Genomic DNA, 20,078 nt, shown 5'->3' on the forward strand with positions numbered 1-20,078 from the left:
CCGCGCGCCCGACGACCGATCGACAATCGATGAAAGACCGCTATCTCGACTTCGTCAATTCGCCCTTCGGCACGAGCATTGCACGCTCGCTCGGCCTTCCGCGTCCCGAGGTTTTGCGCCGCCATCGCGCGGATCAGGCCGAATTCGGCGGCATGGCCGCCATCGGCGCGGGGCCGTCGCCCGCGCTCTTCGACGATCTGATGGCCGTGCTGTCGGCGATCGGCATGACGGGCATCGCGCACGAAAGCGCGTCCGGCTGGCTGCCGGTCGCCGCGCGGCACGGCGCGATGAGCGGCCGCTTCGAGCCGCGCTCGCGCGACGCTTCCGCGACCGACCGCGTCGAGGCGCTGATTTTCGATGCGACCGGCATCGGCGAAAGCGCGCAACTCCATTCGCTCTACGCGTTCTTCCACGATGCGCTGCGTTCGCTCGCGAAGAACGGGCGCATCGTCGTGCTCGGGCGTCCGCCCGCCACGCGCTCGAGCGTCCGCGCCGCGACCGCGCAGCATGCGCTCGAAGGCATGGTCCGCTCGCTCGGCAAGGAAGCGCGCAACGGCATTACGTCGAATCTGCTGCGCGCAGCCGATGGCGCGGATGTCGAGTCGGCGCTGCGCTTTTTCCTTTCGCCACGCTCGGCTTATGTCTCGGGCCAAGTCGTGACCATCGATGCGCCCGCCGACGCGCCGCCAAGCTGGGCCAAGCCGCTCGCCGGCAAACGCGCGCTCGTGACGGGCGCGGCGCGCGGCATCGGCGCGTCGATCGCGGCGGTGCTGGCCGAGCACGGCGCGATCGTCACCGGGCTCGATATCGACGCCGCCCGCGATGCGCTCGATCAGACCATGCTCGCGATCGAAGACGCGTCGCCGGCATCGGGCGCGCACGCGGCGCTCGTCGCGGATATCGCCGCGCCCGAAGCGCCCGCCGAAATCGCGGCGGCGCTGGCTGCGTCGGGCGGCATCGATATCGTCGTGCATAACGCGGGCATCACGCGCGACAAGACCATCGCGCGCATGACCGCCGACATGTGGGACAGCGTCATCGACATCAATCTGCTCGCGCAGGAACGCATCGACGACGTGCTGCTCGCGCAGAACGTGTTGCGCGCGGGCGGGCGCATCGTCGCGGTGTCGTCGATCAGCGGCATCACGGGCAATCGCGGGCAGACCAATTACGCGACGTCGAAAGCCGGCGTGATCGGCCGCGTGCACGCGATGGCGCCGTTGCTGCGCGAGCGCGGCATCACGATCAACGCGGTCGCGCCGGGCTTCATCGAAACGCATATGACCGCGCGTATGCCCTTCGGCGTGCGCGAGGCCGGCAGACGCCTCAATTCGATGGGACAAGGCGGCTTGCCCGTCGATGTCGCCGAGACCGTCGCGTGGCTCGCGAGTCCGGGCAGCGCGGGCATCACGGGCAACGTGGTGCGCGTGTGCGGCCAGAGCCTGATCGGCGCGTGAGGAGGCAGAACGCGATGCACGCACCGACCATGCCGCGCGCCCGCACCGTCGTCGTCGAAACGCTGCCGCCGCCCGCGAAGCTCTACGGCCGCGCGCTGCCCGCGCTTTTCCGGCGCGCGCGTGCGCCGGAGCTGCCCGCGTTGCGGCTCGTGCGCCCGAATGTGAGGATCGACGCCGAACAGGTCGGCCGATACGCGCGCGTGTGCGGCTTCATTCCCGAGCACGGCGTGCCGCTCACGTTTCCGCACGTTCTCGCTTTTCCCTTGCATCTGATGATGCTCACCGATCCGTCGTTTCCATGGTCCGCGCTCGGCGTCGTGCATCTGTCGAACAGCGTGCGGCTGCGGCGTCCGCTCGCGGCCGGTCAGGCGTTGCGCATCGAAGTGGAATGCGGGCCGCTCGTGCCGCATCAGAAGGGCCAGGCGTTCACGCTGCATACGCGCATCTATCGGCGCGGCGAGGCGGTGTGGGACGGCGACAGCGTGTATCTGAAGCGCGGCGCGCGCAGCGAGCGCGCGGCGCCGTCGATCGAGATCGCCGATGCCGCCGACGTACGCGTGCCGCTGCTCGCGCGCGAAGCGCGCTGGCAGCTTCCGCCGCAACTCGGACGCGACTACGCGAAGGCGTCGGGCGACTTCAATCCGATCCATCTGCACATGCTGAGCGCGAAAGCGTTCGGTTTTCCACGCGCCATCGCGCATGGCATGTGGACGCTCGCGCGCACGCTCGCCGCGTTGCATCCGGTCAAGGCGCTGGCTTCCGGTTACGCCCACGGCGATTTCAAGACGCCGCTATACATTCCCGGCGATGCGACGCTTTGGACCGCCGCGCGCTCGCCCGTCGCGCGCGATTTCGAAGTGCGCGATCTCGCCGGCGACCGGCCGCATCTGCGTGGCCATTTCGAATGGGAGCTGCCATGAGCGAAGGGCGTCGTGTCGCGGTAATCGGCAGCAATCGCATTCCGTTCGCGCGCTCGAACACGGCGTACGCGAGCGCGTCGAATCAGGACATGCTGAGCTTCACGCTGCAAGGACTCGTCGATCGCTTCGACCTGCACGGCATGCGCCTCGGCGAAGTGGCGGCGGGCGCGGTCGTCAAGCATTCGCGCGATTTCAATCTGACGCGCGAAGCCGCATTGTCGACGACGCTCGCGAAGGAAACGCCCGCCTACGACGTGCAGCAAGCCTGCGGCACCGGCCTTGAAACGGCGATTCTGGTCGCGAACAAGATCGCGCTCGGACAGATCGACGTGGGCATCGCGGGCGGCGTCGATACGGCGTCGGACGCGCCCATCGCGGTGAACGAGCGCATGCGCAGAATCCTGCTCGAAGCGAATCGCTCGCGCTCGGCGGGACAGCGCGTGGGCGCGCTCGCTAAACTGCGGCCCGGCATGTTCTTCAGGCCGCTCCTGCCGCGCAATGCGGAACCGCGCACGGGCCTTTCGATGGGCGAGCACTGCGAACTGATGGCCAAGCGCTGGAAGATTTCGCGCGAGGCGCAGGATGCGCTCGCGCAGGAGAGTCATCGCAAGCTCGCGGCGGCGTACGGGCGCGGCTTTTTCAACGATCTGATGACGCCGTACAAAGGCCTCGCGCGCGACAACACGCTGCGGCCCGACGTATCGCTCGATCAGTTGTCGGCGCTCAAGCCCGTCTTCGATCGCGACGCGGGCACGCTCACCGCGGGCAACTCGACGCCGCTCACCGACGGCGCATCGGCGGTGCTGCTCGCGTCCGAGCAATGGGCCGCCGAGCGTGGCTTGCCGGTGCAGGCGTTCTTGACGTTTTCCGCGACCGCCGCCGTCGATTTCTTCGACAAGCGCGAAGGCCTCCTGATGGCGCCCGTCTACGCGGTCCCGCCGATGCTCGCGCGCGCCGGAATCGCATTGCAGGACTTCGATTTCTACGAGATCCACGAAGCATTCGCGGCGCAGGTGCTGTGCACGCTCGCCGCGTGGGAAGACGACGAATACTGCCGCACCGCGCTCGGACTCGACGCGCCGCCCGGTTCGATCGACCGCGCGCGTCTGAACCTGAACGGCAGCTCGCTCGCGACGGGGCATCCGTTCGCGGCGACGGGCGGGCGCATTATCGGCACGCTGGCGAAGATGCTCGCGAACGCGCCCGCGCGCAGCGACGGCAAGCCGTTGCGCGGACTGATCTCGATCTGCGCGGCGGGCGGACAAGGCGTCGTCGCGATACTGGAGCGGTAGCCGGAAATATCGGCCAAAAAAATACAAGCCGACGGAGACACCACATGAGCCCGGGACAGGCAGCGCCGCGCGGGACTTCCGAGCCGCACGCGACAGACGGCATCTGGTATGCGTCGTATCCGCCGGATGTCGCGCATGAGATCGATCCTTCGCGCTATCGCTCGCTCGCGCATTTCTTCGACGAATGCGTCGCGCGTTTTGCCGATCATGTCGCGTTCGTGAGCCTCGGCTCGGAACTGAAGTTCGCGACGCTCGGCGAGAAGGCGCATACGTTCGCGGCGTATCTGCAGGGCATCGGCGTGAAGCCCGGCGATCGCGTCGCGCTGATGATGCCGAACACGCTCGTCTATCCGGTGACGCTCTTCGGCACGCTGCTCGCGGGCGCGATCGTCGTCAACGTGAATCCGCTCTATACGGTGCGCGAGCTCGGCCTTCAGTTGAAGGACAGCGGCGCGCAGACGATCGTCGTATTCGAGAACTTCGCCAAGACCGTGCAGGACGCGCGGCCGGGATCGCGCGTAAGGAACATCGTCGTGACCGGGCTCGGCGATCTGCTCGGCGGCGGTCTCAACGTGAAAGGCCGCGCGATCGATCTGATCCTGCGCTATGTGAAAAAGCAGGTGCCCGCCTACGCGCTGCCCGATGCCGTGCGCCTGCCGCAAGCGCTCGCGCTCGGCGCGCGGCGCAAGTTCGAGCCGGTGCGCGTCGGTCACGGCGATATCGCGTTCATTCAGTACACCGGCGGCACCACAGGCATCGCCAAGGGCGCGATGCTCACGCATCGCAACGTGATCGCCAATCTGATGCAGGCGCTTGCATGGGCGGGCGCGCGGCTCGTCGAGGGCGAAGAGACCGTCGTCACGCCGTTGCCGCTGTATCACATCTATTCGCTCACGGTGAATGCGCTCGCGTTTCTTGCGATCGGCGCGCGCAACGTGCTGATCGTCAATCCGCGCGATATCGGCAGCCTCGTGCGCGCGCTGCGTCACGAGAACTTCACGGCGATCACCGCGCTCAACACGCTTTACAGCGCGCTGATGGACAACGAAGCCTTCCGTCAGCGCGACTTCTCGTCGCTCAAGCTCGCGATGGCGGGCGGCATGGCGACCCAGCGGGTGATCGCCGAGCGCTTCAGGGCGCTGACGGGCAAAACGCTCGTCGAAGGTTACGGCCTGACCGAGTGTTCGCCGCTCGTCGCCGCGACGCCGCTCGATACGCACGGCGACAGCGCTTTCGATGGAACCATCGGCGTGCCGGTGCCGTCCACGCTCGTGCGCCTGCGCCGCGAAGATGGCGCGTGGGCGAACGTCGGCGAACCGGGCGAGCTTTGCGTCCAGGGTCCGCAAGTGATGAAGGGCTACTGGAACCGTCCGGAAGACACGGCGAAAGCCATCGACGCGAACGGCTGGCTCGCGACCGGGGACATCGGCGTGATGGATGCGCGCGGCATCATCCGGCTCATCGACCGCAAGAAGGACATGATGATCGTGTCGGGCTTCAACGTGTATCCGAACGAAATCGAGGACGTGCTCGCGGCGCATCCGAAAGTGCGCGCGGTCGCGGCCGTCGGCGTGCCCGATCCGGTGACGGGCGAGCGCGTGAAGGCATTCGTCGTGCGTCGCGACGACACGCTCACGGTGGAAGAACTGCTGAAGTTCGCGCGTTTACACCTGACCGGCTACAAGGTGCCTGCTTATGTCGAGTTCCGCGACGCGCTGCCGCTCACGCCGATCGGCAAGGTGCTCAGGCGCGAACTGCGCGACGCCGGATCCACATCGCAGGGCTAGCCCTCACGGAGATACCCATGCCGCGCTCGGCTTCCGGCTTCCGGTTCGCTTGTGCGAGCCTGTTGTGTCTCGCGCTCGCGTCTTTCGCGGCACGCGCCGATCCATCCGATGACGTTGCGCGCATCGGCGATCTCGGCGTCGAGCAGCAGGTGCAATGGCTGTCGCGATCGGCGGGAAGCGGCGCGCTCGCCAGTCTCGACGATGCGCAACTCGTCGCCCTCTTCCGCTCGCTCGACGCGCGCACGCTGCCGCGCTATCTGCAAGACGGCTTACGCGATTTCGATTCGTGCGAGTTCACGATGCGCCGCCGCGAGCGCATCAAAGGCAAATGGCCGAAGCGCGCGGATCACATGCTCGTGCGCGTCACGCGCGAGCCGCTGCGCATCTATGCGAAATGGCTGCCGGATGGCGGGCACGCGGGCCAGGAAGTCATCTACGACGATTCGAAGCGTCCCGATCAGCTTTACGGTCATCTCGGCGGCTTTCTGGGCGTCGTGCCGATGTGGGCATCGGTGAACGGCGCGCTCGCCCGCGCGCAGTCGAATCATTCGATCCGCGAGCTCGGCATCGACGCGATCACGCAACGCTTCATCGACGAAGGGCGCAAGTTCGCCGAAGCGGGCATCACGAAACCGACGAACATCGAAGTGAAGAACGTCGACGGACTGCGCGTGATCGCGCTTACGTATGAAACGGTCGAAGGCCAACCCACCTTCTATGCGAAAAAGGAAGTGCTCGGACTCGACCTCGAACGGCCGGTTTTCCGTACGCTGGAGTCGTACGACAACGACGGCGAGATTTTCGAAAGCGTCGTGTTCGAGCGCATCGAGACGAAACCCTTCGACGACCTGACGTTCGACCCGAAAAATCCCGACTATCGCTTCTGATTTCCTTCTGATTTGAAGCGCGCGCTGACTTCGTGACATCCCGTGTAACAACTCGTCGCACCGCGCGGCGCGCGTTTTAAGTTTCGCCTAAGAGTCGGCCGATAACCTGCCCGCACTCCATCGACATCAAGGTCCGCGCGAAGCGTCAAGCCGAAAGCGCCGCACATCGTCATGCAAACCTGAGGACATCGTTCATGAACCTCCGCCGTCCGGCTTCCGCACCCGTGCGAGCCATCAAAAAGCTTCTGAGCCATCACGAAATCGCCACGCTGCTCCTGCTGATGCACGCGCCGATCGATGTGATGGCCGCCACGCCCGATGTCGCCTCGCTGCAGGAATACGGCTATGTCGAGATCGTGTCGCCGGACGCCGGCACCCCGAAAGTGCGCCTGACCGAAGACGGCAACGCCGTGCTGCGCGGGCTCGGCGTCAAGTAAGGCTTCATTTCGATACGGGCCGCGGACGCCCGGGAACGCGAACTCTGTAATAATCGGTCGATACTTTTTCATCACCGACCAAGGAGTGATTCGCGATGTCCGCCCTCTCACCCATCGTGCAGCGTGTGCTCATCACCAACGACGACGGCATCGACGCGCCCGGCCTCGCCGTGCTCGAAGCGGTCGCCGCCGAACTCGCGCACGAAGTTTGGGTCATCGCGCCCGAGCACGATCAGAGCGGCACTTCGCATTCCATCAGCCTGCATTCGCCGCTGCGCATCTCGCGTCAGGGCGAACGGCGCTTCGGCGTACAGGGCACGCCAGGCGACTGCGTCGTGATGGGCGTGCGCCACATCATGAAAGACGCGCCGCCCACACTTGTCCTGTCCGGCATCAACCGCGGGGCGAATCTCGGCGTCGAAACGATGTTCTCCGGCACCGTCGGCGCGGCGATGACGGGCCTCTTGCTCGGCTTGCCGTCGATCGCGCTCAGTCAGGCTTTCACGGACCGCGAGAACGTGCGCTGGGACACGGCGCGCGCGCTGGCGCCGGGCGTGATCCGCCAATTGCTCTCGATTTCCCACGAGGCGCCGACGTGCCTGAACGTCAACTTCCCCGATTGCGACGCGTCTGCCGCGGGTCCGCTCACCGTGACGCGGCAAGGCATCGGGCTCGTGGAAGGCATCGACGTGTTGCCGCTCGTCGATCCGCGCGGCATCGACTATCACTGGCTGCGCTTTCAGCGTGGCCCGCGCCCGAATTCGCCCGATAGCGAAACGGCGGTGGTGGCGGCAGGCAGCGTGTCGGTCACGCCGCTCCATTTCGATCGCACCGACGAGCGCACGTTCGCCACGCTCGAAGCGGGTCTTAAACGCGCCGTCTGAGTTTTCGGTCCGCGCGCGTCTAGAACGATTCTTCTCAGACGGGAACGGTCGCTTTCTCGTATGCTCGGCCGTTCACGACAAGGAGACGACATGACCCGTTTCATCGGCTCGCGCGGTGCACGCGTGACGCTCGGCGCGCTGTGCGCCACTTTCGCCGCGAGCGTTTTCGCGCAGGCGACGCCCGTCGGCACCTGGCAGACCATCGACGATCAGACCGGCAAAGCGAAAGCGATCATCCAGATCGCCGACGACGGCAACGGGCAGTTGTCGGGCAAGGTCGTGCGTGGCATCGGCGAATTCGATCATCCGGCACGGCGCTGCACGGCCTGCACGGACGAACGCAAGGATCAGTTGATCAAGGGCATGACGATCATCACCGGCATGCGTCAGGACGGCGACGAGTGGGAAGGCGGCCAGATTCTCGACCCGGACAGCGGCAAGCTCTACAAGTGCAAGATGAAACTAGAAGACGGTGGCAAGAAGCTCGTCGTGCGCGGGTATATCGGCGTTTCGCTGCTGGGGCGCTCGCAAACCTGGGTGCGCCAGCAATAGCTTTATATAAAGACAAAGCCGGTCGAAGACGTCGATCTTCGACCGGCTTTGCTCATCTCGCGAGCACGCTTCGAGCAATCATGCGGCGTGACGATGTTGCGCATCTTCCGCTTGTGCTTCGGCGGGCAGGTTCGGCTCTTCCGGCTTGAATTCCCCCGGCACACGCATGCGCGATGTCATCAACGCATAGAGCGATTCGCCGGCCGGCCCGAACAACTGCGTCATGACGCGCAGCAGGACGCCCGATTCGTGCCACGCCTTGAAACGCCGATGGCACGTCTGATACGACGGATATTTGCGCGGCAGCGTGGACCACGACGCGCCGCTGTACATGACCCAGAGCACACCGTTGAGCACGGCGCGGGTATTAGCGAGCAGTCCAGTCAATGTCTCATTTTTCCCTTCGGGGACAACGCGGGGACACTACCGGGACACTGACACATGCCGACCATCACGCACCGACCAACGAACGCTGAATCGAAACGCTGGCAAGCCAAGATTCGTCGGAAGGGATTCCCTTCACAAACACAATCATTCGCTACCAAGGCGGACGCTGAAGCGTGGGCGCGCAAGATTGAAGCTGAATACGACAAGGGACACACCATCGACCAGCGTGACGCTAGGGAACTGATCCTTGGCGATGCTTTGCGCCGTTATCTCAGAGAAGTAACTCCACTTCACAAGGGCGCTGCGACGGAGAGTTACCGTATCAAGCAGCTTTTGAAGCATCCAATCTGCCAATACTCATTGGCAAACCTGACCCGAACTGCCGTCACCGCTTACCGTGATCATCGCGTTAAATCTGTTTCCGGTTCGACAGCCCGAAAGGAAATGCAAATCATGGCGCTGGTCGTTGACCACGCGTGCCGCGATTGGGGCGTTTATCTTGCAGAAAATCCGCTGCGCAAAGTACGACTGCCGAAGGAGAATAAATCGCGTGAACGACGCTTGAATCCCGGCGAAGAAAGCCGCTTGCTAATCGAGTGCCAAGCCGCACGCGCACCATACCTGTTGCACGCAGTAATCGTCGCAATCGAAACCGGTATGCGTCAAAGTGAAATGCTTGGATTAACGTGGGAACGCATTGACTTCAACAAACGAGTTGCCAGACTACCGGAAACAAAGAACGGCGAAGGACGCGCTGTTCCATTAACCCATCGTGCGTGCGCTGCGCTACAAGCTATGCGAAACGTCCGTCTCTACGCATGGACCCAACACTGTACCGAAGGACCGTTCTCTTGGGTTGACGCAACCGTGATTCGGCACGCCTTCATGCGTGCGCGAGATAAAGCGGGAATGCGTGATCTTCGATTTCATGATCTTCGGCATGAAGCGACATCACGACTGTTCGAGAAAGGATTGAACACTATGGAAGTAGCATCAATTACTGGACACAAGACGCTTTCGATGTTGCGGAGATATTCGCACCTGTCGATGGACCACCTACTGGCAAAGCTGGACTAGTCTCATTAGTCGAAACAAAAAAGCCACATTCCATGCGAATGTGGCCTTTTTTTCAAAAGCCTCCACCTGTAGACTCCACCGGTCCGATAACAAGTGGCGGCCCTTCATATTCCGGCACACTAATTCTTTGACAACCGTCTTCGATTAGTCTAATAAAATCTCGCGTGTCGGAGAAATAGTTCTTAAATGCCAACCTAACTTCATCGCTTGAATCGGCGCGCACAAGAACAATGTCACGGTCAGGCATTTGCTTTTCCAAGTCAAACAAGGCACGCAACGCTTCTGTCGCATCCCGGAAAGTCTTGACTTCCAGCGACCCCGATTCTGAAAAGATTAGAATCGAATTCTTATCACCAGAAATCTCACCATGTGCCTGATGCAGACCGCGAAGCATTTGAAGTAGACTAATTTCCTTATCAAGAGTCAAGAATTCTTCTACGACTTCTCGATCAGTCTTTTCTGGAAACGGTCCTTTTAGCCCTTCATGGGCGCGCGCTAAAATTTCGCTCGCAAGACACATAGCGTGTTCATACCTCTTATCGCCCTGCTGAAATTTTGGTTGACTTTCCGTCACGAACCCAATTACCTCTACCGCTGTCGCCCACGCATGTTGCACCAGCGTTCGATACTGAATCTCGATGTAAAGACCGCTAAGATGACCGTATTTCAGTGAATCGACGTTGTATTCATAAACATCATGTATGCCTCGATAACCGGTCGCCTTTGGATGATGAATGTAGTTATATTTGTCTGGATCATTACGCAGCTTGTGATTGAATCTCGCCTCATGAAAGCCCCTGCGAAACTCATGGAGTTCATCGAGACTCCGGAAAATCACCCGGCAACCCGCAACATCGTCCATCCGGCCTAACTGCATCCCTTGCAGACGCTTTAGCTTGCCGAAGATCGTATTTTTTCGCTTATGACGCTGCGCGACCGTGATATTCGTGCCTCTTGTGCGCTTCCGCAGCGCCGCTTGGAAAGTGTTCAGCACATGACGATGCCCTGCTCGCCATTCCTCAATGACGCCAAGATCGTCGCCGGTCGCAGCGTCGTTGCGAACGTTGTTGCCTGCGGCATTTACTCGCTTCCGCGACCCACCGGGAAACCTTGCGATGTCGTTCATTAAAATATCGCTCTTAGCGCACAAAAACGCTAATCATACATCGAATGTGAGTGTAAAGCTGGACCGTCAGGTGCTTCACGAAGCCCCGCTGTTATTAAATAGTGACCTTGGAAGTCGTTTAACAAGTAAAAACAAGACAGCTATTTGCGCGCAAAAGCGCATCGCGAAGCGACAAACTAGTTGTCAATGAAGACCAATAGTGAAAAATCGGTCACTAAATGTCCGCTGCGCGGATGTGCTTCGCACAAGAACTGCTTTGTTCTTGACTAGTAAAACAACTAGTAATTAGACAGTAGAAACAGTGACCACAGCATCTGGCACACCATTTTAGTATTATATCATACCTTCAGACTTTTGTCTATCCTCAACCACATCTTTTCCTTGCTGTCCATTCACTCCTTCATTTCCGTCTCTTTACGCAACATCGCCCGCACTACAGGCGAGTTGAATACCCAAGAACGAAAACGGGACGCAGACAGTTCAGCCTGTGTCCCGGCACCGCCCTTCAATATCGATCACGTCATCCCGCGTGCTCGTTGTTCAGACCGGGCGCAAACCCGATCAATCCGAACATCGCTTGGAACTGGTACTGACAGGCGCAGCATTCGAACTCTTGGAACACCATCCGGGCACCAATCGCACAGGCACCCATCGTCACATTGGCTGAATCACAAGCTGGACACTGGACAACACCTTCGGTAACGGTACGCCGTTGCCATTCTTCCGATCTCAACATATGAACCCCTTCCGGCCACGAGCCGCTTGTGACTGTATCAGACCGTCAGACCGTGCTTCTTGATGACTTCCTTCAACGCAAGGTTCTCTTGGTGAAGTGCTGCCAGATGACGGTTGTACTGTTCCTGTAGGTCCAACAGGTTCGCATTCGTCTCGATCACCAGCCGGTCACGATCCGCTTCCATGAAGGCCGTCCGTTCCACTGCTTGCTTAAACACCTGTTCGTTGTTCCCCTTCGCTTTCTGAAGGACCAAGGCGACAAAGCCGCACATCACCGCGAACATAACCAAGAAAGAAGCTGTTCCCATCTCTACCCCCGATTTTGATTGATTCACTCTGAACGGTCGTTCAGGCTTTGGAACCGCTGGCTACTTTGATCAGGACTCCATAAATAGAAGTATACGGTCAGCGTAAACACGAAGTCAAAGAAATCAATGAAAAATCCAAGAATCGAGATTGCCAATCTCACACACAAGATCAAAAAGACCACCGACGAAGACGGCAGAACCGTCTTGAAAGCGTTCGCCAACTACGTTGGACCATGTGAACCGTTCAACGTCTGTGTGACGACCAACAGTGACCATGACGGCCTTGCCGTGACGCTCTGTTTATCCAGTTTCGAGACATTCGAACAGGCTGCTGCGGCCCTGTTACGAGTCGTTTCCGACCTTCCAGCCGATGAACAGAAGGCGGCGCATGAATCCATCATCAACCAGCGCACGGAAGCGGAAGCCGTCGAATCCCGTATCAAACATCAGGACCGATGGGTCGTGAGAAAGCTAGAACTTCAAGCGCAACGAGACGAGAAGCGAAGGCTTGGCTATGTGGACTGAAATCTCAAATTTCTAAGAATACTAAATATTCAGACAGCAACAGAAACTTCAACTTACAAGGAAACACCATGAACGACTTCGATGCATACAGTGAATTTCTCGCGACGATTTTCGACGGCGCGAACTTGACCGATCTTCAACGCTTGGACCATCAAGCAGACAGCACCATTGCTGGCATCCGATTCATCAACGAATCACTGTTCGACCCGTCCGAGTATCAGCCCGGATCGATGGACGACCTGATCGCTTCGATGAACAACTATCCGTTTGAATAACCCTCACAAGTAAAAGAACATGCGAATCACCACCACAACAAACTACGTTCGTGTTCCGGCTGTCATCTCTGCCGGTGACATCATCAACGCACGCTTCCGCAATGGCCGAAGCAGGTACACGAATAGTCTTGCCGTACCGAAGCAAGGCTTCAAGCACTGGCAAGACACCGACTTCGGACGCGCCATCATCGAGTTCGCAGAAACGAACGATGTTGACGTATTCGACCCACAGACGATCTTCCCGGTGAAGGACGGTGATGAAACGAACGAAGCGTTCGGCTTCAATCCGCTGCACGAAGGCGCATGGGTCATCAGTTGTTCTTCCCTGTCGGCACCGCGAATCTTCCGTGACGACAAGCTGTTCTCCGTGGAAAGCCTTCCGAATGGAATTCCGCTTCTCGCATCGCTTCAGTTGAGTACGGACGACAGCGCATCGCGCGTCTACGCACGCTTGACCAGCGTCAACATCAAAAGCGTTGAACTGCAATGACCACTTCCAAGGATCGCGCAACGTTCGAAGACGGTCGCATTGCAGAAGAACAACTTGAAGTCCTGAATCCCCTGTTCGCTGAATTTCGTCAACGCGCAATTGATGCGTGGATTGCCGCACAAACGGCGGAAGAACGTGAACGTCAATGGGCGTATGTGACTGCACTGGAATCGGTGAAGCATCACTTCACTTCCCGCGTTCAGTCGGCACGAATCGCAGCAGCATTTCCGAAGGTGGACAACGATGGCGAGTGAGACACAAAAAGAAGCAACGACAAAGGCTCGACCCCAAAAGGTCAGCAAGGCATCGGCACCGGCTACGCCCGAACCGGTCGATCTGAACACACTTCATCGTGACATCGAAGACCGAAGCCACGCCATCTACAAAGAGCGGAATCTGTACGTCATTGCAGCCTTCCACCCCGATGTTGAAGAACACGTACACCCGACGATTTTTGCGGGCGTGACCGTTCTTCCCGGTGGTCAACGTGAACTTATGCTGTCGAACGGTGAACGGGTCGTCTTCGATCAGGTGCAATGATGGCCGGGAAGTACATCGATAACGGTCCAGACCTTCCGGCAGCAAAGAACAAGCTAATTCGATGTGACGGATACATTGAAATGGTCCTGAACGGCGGTGCTGGCGGTTCGATCAAGCTGGACGAAGGTTCACTGAACAAGGTAGTCGATTCATCTTGGTCTGTCGCTAACGGGAAGGGCAACAATTACGTCAGTGCGACCATCGATGGTCAACGCGTTGCGATGCACCGCTTGCTGCTTGATGTCGTGAACAACGACATGAAACTTGAATTCGTTAACGGTGATCGCTTCGACCTGCGATTGCGAAACGTTCAATCGAAGTCGCTTGGCAACATTCAGCGTTCCGCAGAGCAAGCGCAAGCTGAGATTGCGACCAAGCTAAAGAAGGCTGCTGGCGTACTCAAGGAAACGGAAGTACGTGCCGAACTGAAGCAAGCAGCGATGTCGCAGACGATGAACATGCTTGCAGTTCTTGTTGGCATCGCAGAGAACCCAGACGCACGCACCAGCGACCGCATCACAGCCGCCAATTCAGTCTTGAACCGTGCCGTTGGACTTGCCGGTGAAGAAGACCCGATCACAGGTGCGGCACTTCCACGAATCCACATCAGCTTCGCGGAACAGCCGGTGATGAAGACCATCGGTTCAGATGGTCCCGATTCGAGCACGCTAAATATTTCAGAGACGCCGAAGTTGATTCCAACATTTGGCAGCTAATCCGGCACCAAGACCGGAAAGCCTCACCATCAAAATCCCTAAAACTAAAAAAGCACCATGAAAGTACAGAACACATACGAGCATCAACAAGACGGCACCACGACACTTAGTATAACGAAGGTTGACGGATCGATTTACCACTGCTTTATAGATACGGCCGATTTCGAACGGGTGTCGAAACACGTATGGACCGTTTCATCAACCGGCTATGCAACTCGCGGCTTTCGAGAGAACGGCAAGTTTGGCCGGATCAATATGCACCGGTTCCTTATGACTGACGTTCCCGATGGCCGCGTGGTCGATCACATCGATACCGACCGCTTAAACAATCGCCGGTCAAACCTCCGCATTGCAACCCTTTCCGAGAATCAACACAACCGCCGACTGAACTCAAACAAGACGGTCCCTGTGAAGGGAGTCTGTACCTCTGAGTCACGAAAAAATCGCAACGTACACGCGCGCATCGAATGCAAGGGTGTCGTTCGGCAACGGTCTTGGTCCGTTTCCAAATACGGTGAAGACCAAGCTGTAGAACTAGCAACGGCTTGGATACAGATACAACGAGAACAGCTTCATGCCGATTTCGCACGACACCACTAATCAGGAATCCAAGACCGTCACATTTCCACCGTTTGCCAAAGTTCTTTTTCGTCGCGATGTCCGATACATCAGCCTTCGGGGTGGGCGTGGCGCGGCAAAATCCGTCAGTATCGCCAAAGCCCTTCTGATTCAAGCTGCGCAAGAACCGCTGCGAATTTTGTGCGGTCGCGAAATCATGGCGTCGCTGAAGGATTCGGTCTATGCACAGTTGCAAGACGAAATTCAGACGCTTGGACTGTCATCGTTCTATTCATCAACGCAGAACGAAATACGTGGTGCAAATGGATCGGTCTTCCTGTTTGCCGGATTTGGCGACAAGTCCGCTGACAGTATCAAGTCATTTGCGAACGTCGATGCAGTATGGGCGGAAGAAAGTCAGTCAATATCAGAAAAGACGTGGCAAGCCCTGATTCCGACGATTCGGAAGCCGGGTTCAAGGTTCTTCCTCAGTTGGAATCCACGACTTGAAAGCGACGCGACATGGATTCGATTCGTCGAAAACATGCCCCCCGACTGCTTGGATGTAGTCGTGAATTATTACGACAATCCGTGGTTCCCGAAAGAACTTGAAGCTGTTCGTCTTCACGATGAAGGCACGCTTCCACCACAAGTCTACCGAAACATTTGGCTTGGTGAAGTGATGTCGTCACTCGAAGGTTCAGTGTATGAACACGAAATCGCTTCCCTATTCAACGAGAAACGCGCACGACCGCTGACCATCGACAGCAACCTGTCACTTCATGCCGTGTTTGACCTTGGCATCGCAGATGACACGTCGATTCTGATGGTTCAAGTGTCCGGTGAAGAAGTTCGAATCGTTGACTTCATCGAAGGGAACCGGCTGAAGATTTCCGACTATTCGGACCAGTTGAAGGCCAAAGGTTTCGAGAAAGCAACGATCTGGCTTCCACACGATGCACGCGCGAAGTCCCTTCAAACCGGTCTTTCGATGGAAGAAAAGTTCCGCGAATTGGGCTGGTCGAAGGTCGAAATCACGCCAAGCATTTCGGTCGAAGACGGAATCATGAAGGTCCGCGAAATGATGCCGAAGACCTACATCGACACCGGCAACTGTGCCGCACTGATCGAACATATCAGGCGCTATCGTCGCAATCGTATCGGGACGCTGGTCCACGATGAACACAGTCACGCATCAGATGCCCTTCGCTATGTCGCGATCAACCTTCCTGCCATGCGACGTCCAGCTATGTCTGACGATGTGTTCAACAAACCCCTGAAGTATCGCGGAAACCTAGCCCTGTCCTAAAAGCGCGCGATAAATATTCAGTATAACTATTCGAAACAAGGTACATGGCTAAAAATCCGATCAAGGCGCACGGCGACGCACAAGCGAGAGCCATGAAGTCTCAGCGACTGGCAGCACGCCAAAAGCAAGAAGCAGAAATGGCGTCGATTCAGTTGGCAGGAAGCCCGGACATGACACCGGGTGACGTTGCACGCGTTGGCAATCCCGTCCAAGTAGTCGAAAAGATCGACGTTCCGACGAAGGCGAAGAAGGACAAGATGGATGAAGACGAAGTGAATACGTATATTTCACGCGCTCTGGAATCTGCCCTGTCATGGTCCAACGATCAATCGAACTTCCGCGCAAAGGCACAACAGTATTACGACGCTGTTCCGACTGGCGAACTTGCTGGTCCCGGCATCGCTGGCCGATCCGAATTCGTGTCCAGCGACGTTTCTGACGTGATCGAAGGTGCAATGCCGATGATTACCGAAACGTTCCTTGCATCAGGCGCTGTCGTTGAATTCAATGCGAAAAAGCCGTCAGACGAAGATGCTGCTGCACAGATGACGGACGTTGCGAACATGGTCGTCCTTGAAGCGAATGAAGGCTACCGAATCTTCAGCGAATGGTTCCGTGATGCCCTTCTGAACCGATTTGGCGTTGTTGCCGTCCGTTGGGAAGAAGCAGACCGTGAACGCGAAGAATATCAAGGCGTTGACGCGGTACAGCTTGGCATCTTGCTTGACGATCCTGAAGTCCAACTGGTCGAACTGGAACAGTATCCAGACCCTGATGCCCTACGCGACGCAGAACACGCACAGCTTGCACAACAACAAGCCTATGACGCTTGGTTAGCGACGCAACCGCAGCCACAACCGTCTGTCATCGGTGACTTCCATGAAGCCCTGAATGCGATAGCACAACAACAAGATGGAGCATCGGCTTGAATCTGCCACAAACCCTACAATCCGTGCCTCCGGGAACGTTGCCCGGTGCGCCAAACGGTGGACTTCCACCGTTGGACAACAAACAGGCAGTGATGAATCAGATGGCAGCTATGAAGCCGCCTATGGCTTCACCACCGGCTGCACAACCGGTTCCGAATGGTGCGACGATGATGGCTGCGCCACAAACACCGCAACCGCCTCAACCGATTGACCTGAATTCGCTTCCGAAGCTGCATAACGTAGCTTTGGTCCGCACGCGCAAGCTTGGTCGAATCGTCATCGACAACGTACCCCCGGAATGTTTCATCGTTGACCCGAACGCCAAGAGCATCAACGAATCGTTCGCTGGCTATAAGTTCCAACGAACGCTGTCCGAATTGCGTGAAGCTGGCTACGACAACGTAGACGACCTTGAAAGCGACCTTGAAGGCGGTGGTGATCCCGACTTGAATCAAGAAGTCCTTGTCCGGGACGCTGACCATGATCTGAACGTCTGGAACAGCGATCAAGAATATGGCGATCCTTCCACGCGCAAGATTTGGGTCACATGCATCTGGATCAAGCTGGACGTTGACGGCGATGGTATCGCTGAATGGCGCAAGATCATCCGTGCCGGAAATCGGATTCTTGAAAACGTTCCGAGCACCGAACCCCCGCTTGCACTCATTACGCCGATCATCCAACCGCATCAACTGATTGGTAAGTCACTGTCCGAACTGACGATTCCGATTCAGCGTGTTCGCACCAGCTTGATTCGCGCGATGATCGATAACGTGTCGTTGTCGGTGAACAATCGTCTAATCGTGGACCCGACGAAGGTCAACATGGACGATTTGCTTGAAAACCGTCCGGGTGGCATCGTCCGTGTTCAAGGTGGTGCGAACACAGGTGCTATCGAATCGATGCCGGGTGCTTCGGGTGATATGGCAAGCGCGGCGAATCTGTTGGCATCGGTCGATGACATGCGCAACGAACGCACCGGAATTTCCAAGTACAGTCAAGGCATCGATTCAGACGCTATCAACGCGACTGCAACCGGCATCGAAAACATCACGGCACGCGCAGACGCACGCTTGAAGTCCATCGTTCGCACGTTCGCTGAAACGGGCGTGAAAGACTTGTTCAGGATCGTTCAACGGTTCCTGAGTCAATTTCAAGACGAAGCAATGGTTGTGAAGCTTCGCGGTAAGTGGACATCGGTCGATCCGCGAGCATGGAAGAACAATTACTCCCTGTCGTGTACCGTTGGTCTTGGCACTGGCGACAAGACGAAGACTGTTCAGCACCTGATGCAACTTGGTCAGCTTCAACAGCAAGGCTTGGCAATTGGCATCGCTACACCGGCAAACCTGTATTACACCGCTGGCAAGCTGGCGAACGCCCTTGGGTACCAGAATGAGGAATCGTTCTTCACCGATCCTTCAACAGTTCCGCCGAAGCAGCCGCAGCCTGATCCGCAGCTTGCACTGATTCAAGCACAGTCACAAGCCGAAAACTCGAAGCTTCAGATGCAGTCGCAGTTGAAGATTGCTGAAATGAACGCTAAGGCACGCATCGATGAACTGGCTGCGCAACGCGAACAAGAAAAGGCAGCAGCAGACATCAAGCTTCAAGCCCTTCTGGAAACGCACAAGGCGCAGCTTGTCGATGCACGCGAACGTGACAAGGCAGCAGCCGACCAGCAAGCAGAACGTGAACGCATGATACTTCAGGCCACGATTGAACGTGAGAAGGTCATCTGGACCAAGGGAACAACGGCAGCAGACGAAGCCGCAGCCTTCCAAACGATCCAACAGTCCCTTCAAGATCAGCAGTAAATTCCGCGACTAAATATTTGGACGGTCACATTGTGTGACCGCCATCTTTCTCGCAATACCCCACAGCCACGCAATGTGGCATCAATAAAAAATAAAAATAGGAAACACCGGTAAATGGACGACAACATTGAGTCTACCCAATCGGGCGACGAAGTTGAAACCAACTCGCATGATGCGTTGCTGCATGCCTTCTTGGACGATCATCAAGCGGAACACGACGAAGATGCCCTTGTCATTGACGCAGACGAACCTGAAGTGAACGTTGAAGCAGAAGCCGAAACTGAAACCGATGGTGACGAAGCGGACAAGCAAGCTGACGACGCTGATCCGATTCTGAAGATTAAGGTGGACGGCAAAGAAGTAACGGTCAAGCAGTCTGAACTGATTGCTGATGCGCAGAAGTATCGAAGTGCGGATGGTCGATTCCGCGAAGCTGCTGAAATCAGGAAGCAACACGAAACTGCCCTTGCGGAAGTGCAGAACGAACGTGCCGTCTTGAACGCAGCCCTGACCAAATACACCGACGAACTGAAGCGAATTACGCAACAAGAAGAACCGGACTGGAACGCTCTGGCAGCGGAAAACCCTGCCGAGTATGTACGACAGAAACACGCCTTCGATCAGAAACAGCGAGAACTCGCGCAGTTGCAAGCGGCGCAAGCCTACTTGCAAGGCGAACAAGCTAAGGAACATGCGAAGCAGCGTGAACAGTTCGTACAAGCAGAAACACAGAAGCTTTTCGACGCTATCCCCTCTTGGAAAGACACCAACAAGGCAAAGACCGAAAGTGCCGCAGTCTCGAAGTACCTGTCAGACATGGGTTTCGACGCTGAAGCACAAGCGAGCATCGTGGATCACCGTCTGATCCTGATTTCGCGGAAGGCGATGCTCTATGACCAAGCGGTGAACAAGTCGAAGCAAACGGCGAATACGGCTGCGAAGCCTGTGACCCGTAATGAACGTCCAACCACTGTGAAACCTCAGTCGCCTAACAAACGGGCGAACGCTGAGAAAGCATTCAAGACCAATCCCAACAAAGACACATTGGCCGCTTTCTTCGAGTAATCGCA

At 57.8% G+C, this 20,078-nt stretch carries 23 protein-coding genes; 20 read left to right on the forward strand and 3 right to left on the reverse strand.

What is annotated here, in order from left to right; all coding sequences use genetic code 11:
• Nucleotides 1-29 precede the first annotated feature (29 nt).
• The 8 genes from NCS00_RS08380 (at nucleotide 30) to NCS00_RS08415 (ending at nucleotide 8,216) form a co-directional block, all read left to right on the forward strand.
• Nucleotides 30-1,457, forward strand: coding sequence for a 3-oxoacyl-ACP reductase (locus tag NCS00_RS08380; protein WP_250439848.1), 1,428 nt, complete (start codon nucleotides 30-32; stop codon nucleotides 1,455-1,457).
• A gap of 14 nt (nucleotides 1,458-1,471) precedes the next feature.
• The gene (locus NCS00_RS08385; RefSeq protein ID WP_250439849.1) at nucleotides 1,472-2,377 is read left to right on the forward strand and encodes a MaoC/PaaZ C-terminal domain-containing protein; all 906 of its coding nucleotides are present in this window, start codon (nucleotides 1,472-1,474) and stop codon (nucleotides 2,375-2,377) included.
• Complete coding sequence (locus NCS00_RS08390; RefSeq protein ID WP_250439850.1) at nucleotides 2,374-3,669, forward strand: acetyl-CoA C-acetyltransferase; 1,296 nt, start codon at nucleotides 2,374-2,376, stop codon at nucleotides 3,667-3,669. The genes NCS00_RS08385 and NCS00_RS08390 overlap by 4 nt, the downstream gene beginning before the upstream one ends.
• A gap of 44 nt (nucleotides 3,670-3,713) precedes the next feature.
• The gene (locus NCS00_RS08395) at nucleotides 3,714-5,456 is read left to right on the forward strand and encodes an AMP-binding protein (RefSeq protein ID WP_250439851.1); all 1,743 of its coding nucleotides are present in this window, start codon (nucleotides 3,714-3,716) and stop codon (nucleotides 5,454-5,456) included.
• Between the two features lie 17 nt (nucleotides 5,457-5,473).
• Nucleotides 5,474-6,343, forward strand: a complete 870-nt coding sequence (locus NCS00_RS08400) for a DUF1571 domain-containing protein (protein ID WP_250439852.1) — start codon at nucleotides 5,474-5,476, stop codon at nucleotides 6,341-6,343.
• A 194-nt stretch (nucleotides 6,344-6,537) separates the two neighbouring features.
• On the forward strand, nucleotides 6,538-6,780 hold the full coding sequence (locus NCS00_RS08405; RefSeq protein ID WP_008349248.1) for a hypothetical protein: 243 nt from the start codon (nucleotides 6,538-6,540) through the stop codon (nucleotides 6,778-6,780).
• Between the two features lie 95 nt (nucleotides 6,781-6,875).
• On the forward strand, nucleotides 6,876-7,664 hold the full coding sequence (surE, locus tag NCS00_RS08410; RefSeq protein WP_250439853.1) for a 5'/3'-nucleotidase SurE: 789 nt from the start codon (nucleotides 6,876-6,878) through the stop codon (nucleotides 7,662-7,664).
• Between the two features lie 90 nt (nucleotides 7,665-7,754).
• Entirely contained in the window at nucleotides 7,755-8,216 is a 462-nt protein-coding gene (locus tag NCS00_RS08415) for a DUF2147 domain-containing protein (RefSeq protein ID WP_250439854.1), read from the forward strand.
• Between the two features lie 78 nt (nucleotides 8,217-8,294).
• On the opposite strand, the gene NCS00_RS08420 is transcribed toward NCS00_RS08415, so the two are convergent.
• Complete coding sequence (locus tag NCS00_RS08420) at nucleotides 8,295-8,603, reverse strand: transposase (protein ID WP_250439855.1); 309 nt, start codon at nucleotides 8,601-8,603, stop codon at nucleotides 8,295-8,297.
• A gap of 54 nt (nucleotides 8,604-8,657) precedes the next feature.
• On the opposite strand from NCS00_RS08420, the gene NCS00_RS08425 reads away from it, so the two are divergent.
• Complete coding sequence (locus NCS00_RS08425; RefSeq protein ID WP_250439856.1) at nucleotides 8,658-9,680, forward strand: site-specific integrase; 1,023 nt, start codon at nucleotides 8,658-8,660, stop codon at nucleotides 9,678-9,680.
• Nucleotides 9,681-9,732: 52 nt separating this feature from the next.
• Here the strand turns inward: NCS00_RS08425 and NCS00_RS08430 are convergent, their stop codons facing one another.
• Nucleotides 9,733-10,806 carry a RelA/SpoT domain-containing protein gene (locus NCS00_RS08430; RefSeq protein ID WP_250439857.1) on the reverse strand — a complete coding sequence of 358 codons (1,074 nt, stop codon included), beginning with the start codon at nucleotides 10,804-10,806 and terminating at the stop codon, nucleotides 9,733-9,735.
• A gap of 773 nt (nucleotides 10,807-11,579) precedes the next feature.
• The gene (locus NCS00_RS08435; protein WP_250439858.1) at nucleotides 11,580-11,876 is read right to left on the reverse strand and encodes a hypothetical protein; all 297 of its coding nucleotides are present in this window, start codon (nucleotides 11,874-11,876) and stop codon (nucleotides 11,580-11,582) included.
• Nucleotides 11,877-11,975: 99 nt separating this feature from the next.
• On the opposite strand from NCS00_RS08435, the gene NCS00_RS08440 reads away from it, so the two are divergent.
• From NCS00_RS08440 to NCS00_RS08490, 11 genes are all read left to right on the forward strand, one after another.
• Nucleotides 11,976-12,374 (forward strand): hypothetical protein, encoded by a 399-nt coding sequence (locus NCS00_RS08440; protein WP_250439859.1) that lies wholly within the window; start codon nucleotides 11,976-11,978, stop codon nucleotides 12,372-12,374.
• 68 nt (nucleotides 12,375-12,442) lie between these two features.
• Nucleotides 12,443-12,649 carry a hypothetical protein gene (locus tag NCS00_RS08445; protein ID WP_250439861.1) on the forward strand — a complete coding sequence of 69 codons (207 nt, stop codon included), beginning with the start codon at nucleotides 12,443-12,445 and terminating at the stop codon, nucleotides 12,647-12,649.
• A gap of 19 nt (nucleotides 12,650-12,668) precedes the next feature.
• Nucleotides 12,669-13,139 carry a hypothetical protein gene (locus NCS00_RS08450; protein WP_250439862.1) on the forward strand — a complete coding sequence of 157 codons (471 nt, stop codon included), beginning with the start codon at nucleotides 12,669-12,671 and terminating at the stop codon, nucleotides 13,137-13,139.
• Nucleotides 13,136-13,393, forward strand: coding sequence for a hypothetical protein (locus tag NCS00_RS08455; protein WP_250439863.1), 258 nt, complete (start codon nucleotides 13,136-13,138; stop codon nucleotides 13,391-13,393). The genes NCS00_RS08450 and NCS00_RS08455 overlap by 4 nt, the downstream gene beginning before the upstream one ends.
• The gene (locus NCS00_RS08460; protein WP_250439864.1) at nucleotides 13,383-13,679 is read left to right on the forward strand and encodes a hypothetical protein; all 297 of its coding nucleotides are present in this window, start codon (nucleotides 13,383-13,385) and stop codon (nucleotides 13,677-13,679) included. The genes NCS00_RS08455 and NCS00_RS08460 overlap by 11 nt, the downstream gene beginning before the upstream one ends.
• Nucleotides 13,679-14,395 (forward strand): hypothetical protein, encoded by a 717-nt coding sequence (locus NCS00_RS08465; protein ID WP_250439865.1) that lies wholly within the window; start codon nucleotides 13,679-13,681, stop codon nucleotides 14,393-14,395. Before NCS00_RS08460 ends, NCS00_RS08465 begins: the two co-directional genes overlap by 1 nt.
• A gap of 57 nt (nucleotides 14,396-14,452) precedes the next feature.
• The gene (locus NCS00_RS08470; RefSeq protein ID WP_250439866.1) at nucleotides 14,453-14,995 is read left to right on the forward strand and encodes an HNH endonuclease; all 543 of its coding nucleotides are present in this window, start codon (nucleotides 14,453-14,455) and stop codon (nucleotides 14,993-14,995) included.
• On the forward strand, nucleotides 14,970-16,262 hold the full coding sequence (locus NCS00_RS08475) for a PBSX family phage terminase large subunit (RefSeq protein WP_250439867.1): 1,293 nt from the start codon (nucleotides 14,970-14,972) through the stop codon (nucleotides 16,260-16,262). The genes NCS00_RS08470 and NCS00_RS08475 overlap by 26 nt, the downstream gene beginning before the upstream one ends.
• Before the next feature lie 44 nt (nucleotides 16,263-16,306).
• On the forward strand, nucleotides 16,307-17,191 hold the full coding sequence (locus NCS00_RS08480; RefSeq protein WP_250439870.1) for a portal protein: 885 nt from the start codon (nucleotides 16,307-16,309) through the stop codon (nucleotides 17,189-17,191).
• Nucleotides 17,188-19,008, forward strand: coding sequence for a portal protein (locus tag NCS00_RS08485; RefSeq protein ID WP_250439872.1), 1,821 nt, complete (start codon nucleotides 17,188-17,190; stop codon nucleotides 19,006-19,008). Before NCS00_RS08480 ends, NCS00_RS08485 begins: the two co-directional genes overlap by 4 nt.
• A 114-nt stretch (nucleotides 19,009-19,122) precedes the next feature.
• On the forward strand, nucleotides 19,123-20,073 hold the full coding sequence (locus tag NCS00_RS08490; protein ID WP_250439874.1) for a hypothetical protein: 951 nt from the start codon (nucleotides 19,123-19,125) through the stop codon (nucleotides 20,071-20,073).
• Nucleotides 20,074-20,078 lie beyond the last annotated feature (5 nt).

Origin of the sequence: Caballeronia sp. AZ1_KS37, assembly GCF_023631165.1 — a bacterium.
GTDB lineage: Bacteria > Pseudomonadota > Gammaproteobacteria > Burkholderiales > Burkholderiaceae > Caballeronia > Caballeronia zhejiangensis.

Coding starts and splice junctions, on each gene's coding strand:
- NCS00_RS08380 (WP_250439848.1), top strand. CDS start 30: ATGAAAGACCGCTATCTCGACTTCGTCAATTCGCCCTTCGGCACGAGC.
- NCS00_RS08385 (WP_250439849.1), top strand. CDS start 1,472: ATGCACGCACCGACCATGCCGCGCGCCCGCACCGTCGTCGTCGAAACG.
- NCS00_RS08390 (WP_250439850.1), top strand. CDS start 2,374: ATGAGCGAAGGGCGTCGTGTCGCGGTAATCGGCAGCAATCGCATTCCG.
- NCS00_RS08395 (WP_250439851.1), top strand. CDS start 3,714: ATGAGCCCGGGACAGGCAGCGCCGCGCGGGACTTCCGAGCCGCACGCG.
- NCS00_RS08400 (WP_250439852.1), top strand. CDS start 5,474: ATGCCGCGCTCGGCTTCCGGCTTCCGGTTCGCTTGTGCGAGCCTGTTG.
- NCS00_RS08405 (WP_008349248.1), top strand. CDS start 6,538: ATGAACCTCCGCCGTCCGGCTTCCGCACCCGTGCGAGCCATCAAAAAG.
- surE (WP_250439853.1), top strand. CDS start 6,876: ATGTCCGCCCTCTCACCCATCGTGCAGCGTGTGCTCATCACCAACGAC.
- NCS00_RS08415 (WP_250439854.1), top strand. CDS start 7,755: ATGACCCGTTTCATCGGCTCGCGCGGTGCACGCGTGACGCTCGGCGCG.
- NCS00_RS08425 (WP_250439856.1), top strand. CDS start 8,658: ATGCCGACCATCACGCACCGACCAACGAACGCTGAATCGAAACGCTGG.
- NCS00_RS08430 (WP_250439857.1), bottom strand. CDS start 10,806: ATGAACGACATCGCAAGGTTTCCCGGTGGGTCGCGGAAGCGAGTAAAT.
- NCS00_RS08440 (WP_250439859.1), top strand. CDS start 11,976: ATGAAAAATCCAAGAATCGAGATTGCCAATCTCACACACAAGATCAAA.
- NCS00_RS08445 (WP_250439861.1), top strand. CDS start 12,443: ATGAACGACTTCGATGCATACAGTGAATTTCTCGCGACGATTTTCGAC.
- NCS00_RS08450 (WP_250439862.1), top strand. CDS start 12,669: ATGCGAATCACCACCACAACAAACTACGTTCGTGTTCCGGCTGTCATC.
- NCS00_RS08455 (WP_250439863.1), top strand. CDS start 13,136: ATGACCACTTCCAAGGATCGCGCAACGTTCGAAGACGGTCGCATTGCA.
- NCS00_RS08460 (WP_250439864.1), top strand. CDS start 13,383: ATGGCGAGTGAGACACAAAAAGAAGCAACGACAAAGGCTCGACCCCAA.
- NCS00_RS08465 (WP_250439865.1), top strand. CDS start 13,679: ATGGCCGGGAAGTACATCGATAACGGTCCAGACCTTCCGGCAGCAAAG.
- NCS00_RS08470 (WP_250439866.1), top strand. CDS start 14,453: ATGAAAGTACAGAACACATACGAGCATCAACAAGACGGCACCACGACA.
- NCS00_RS08475 (WP_250439867.1), top strand. CDS start 14,970: ATGCCGATTTCGCACGACACCACTAATCAGGAATCCAAGACCGTCACA.
- NCS00_RS08480 (WP_250439870.1), top strand. CDS start 16,307: ATGGCTAAAAATCCGATCAAGGCGCACGGCGACGCACAAGCGAGAGCC.
- NCS00_RS08490 (WP_250439874.1), top strand. CDS start 19,123: ATGGACGACAACATTGAGTCTACCCAATCGGGCGACGAAGTTGAAACC.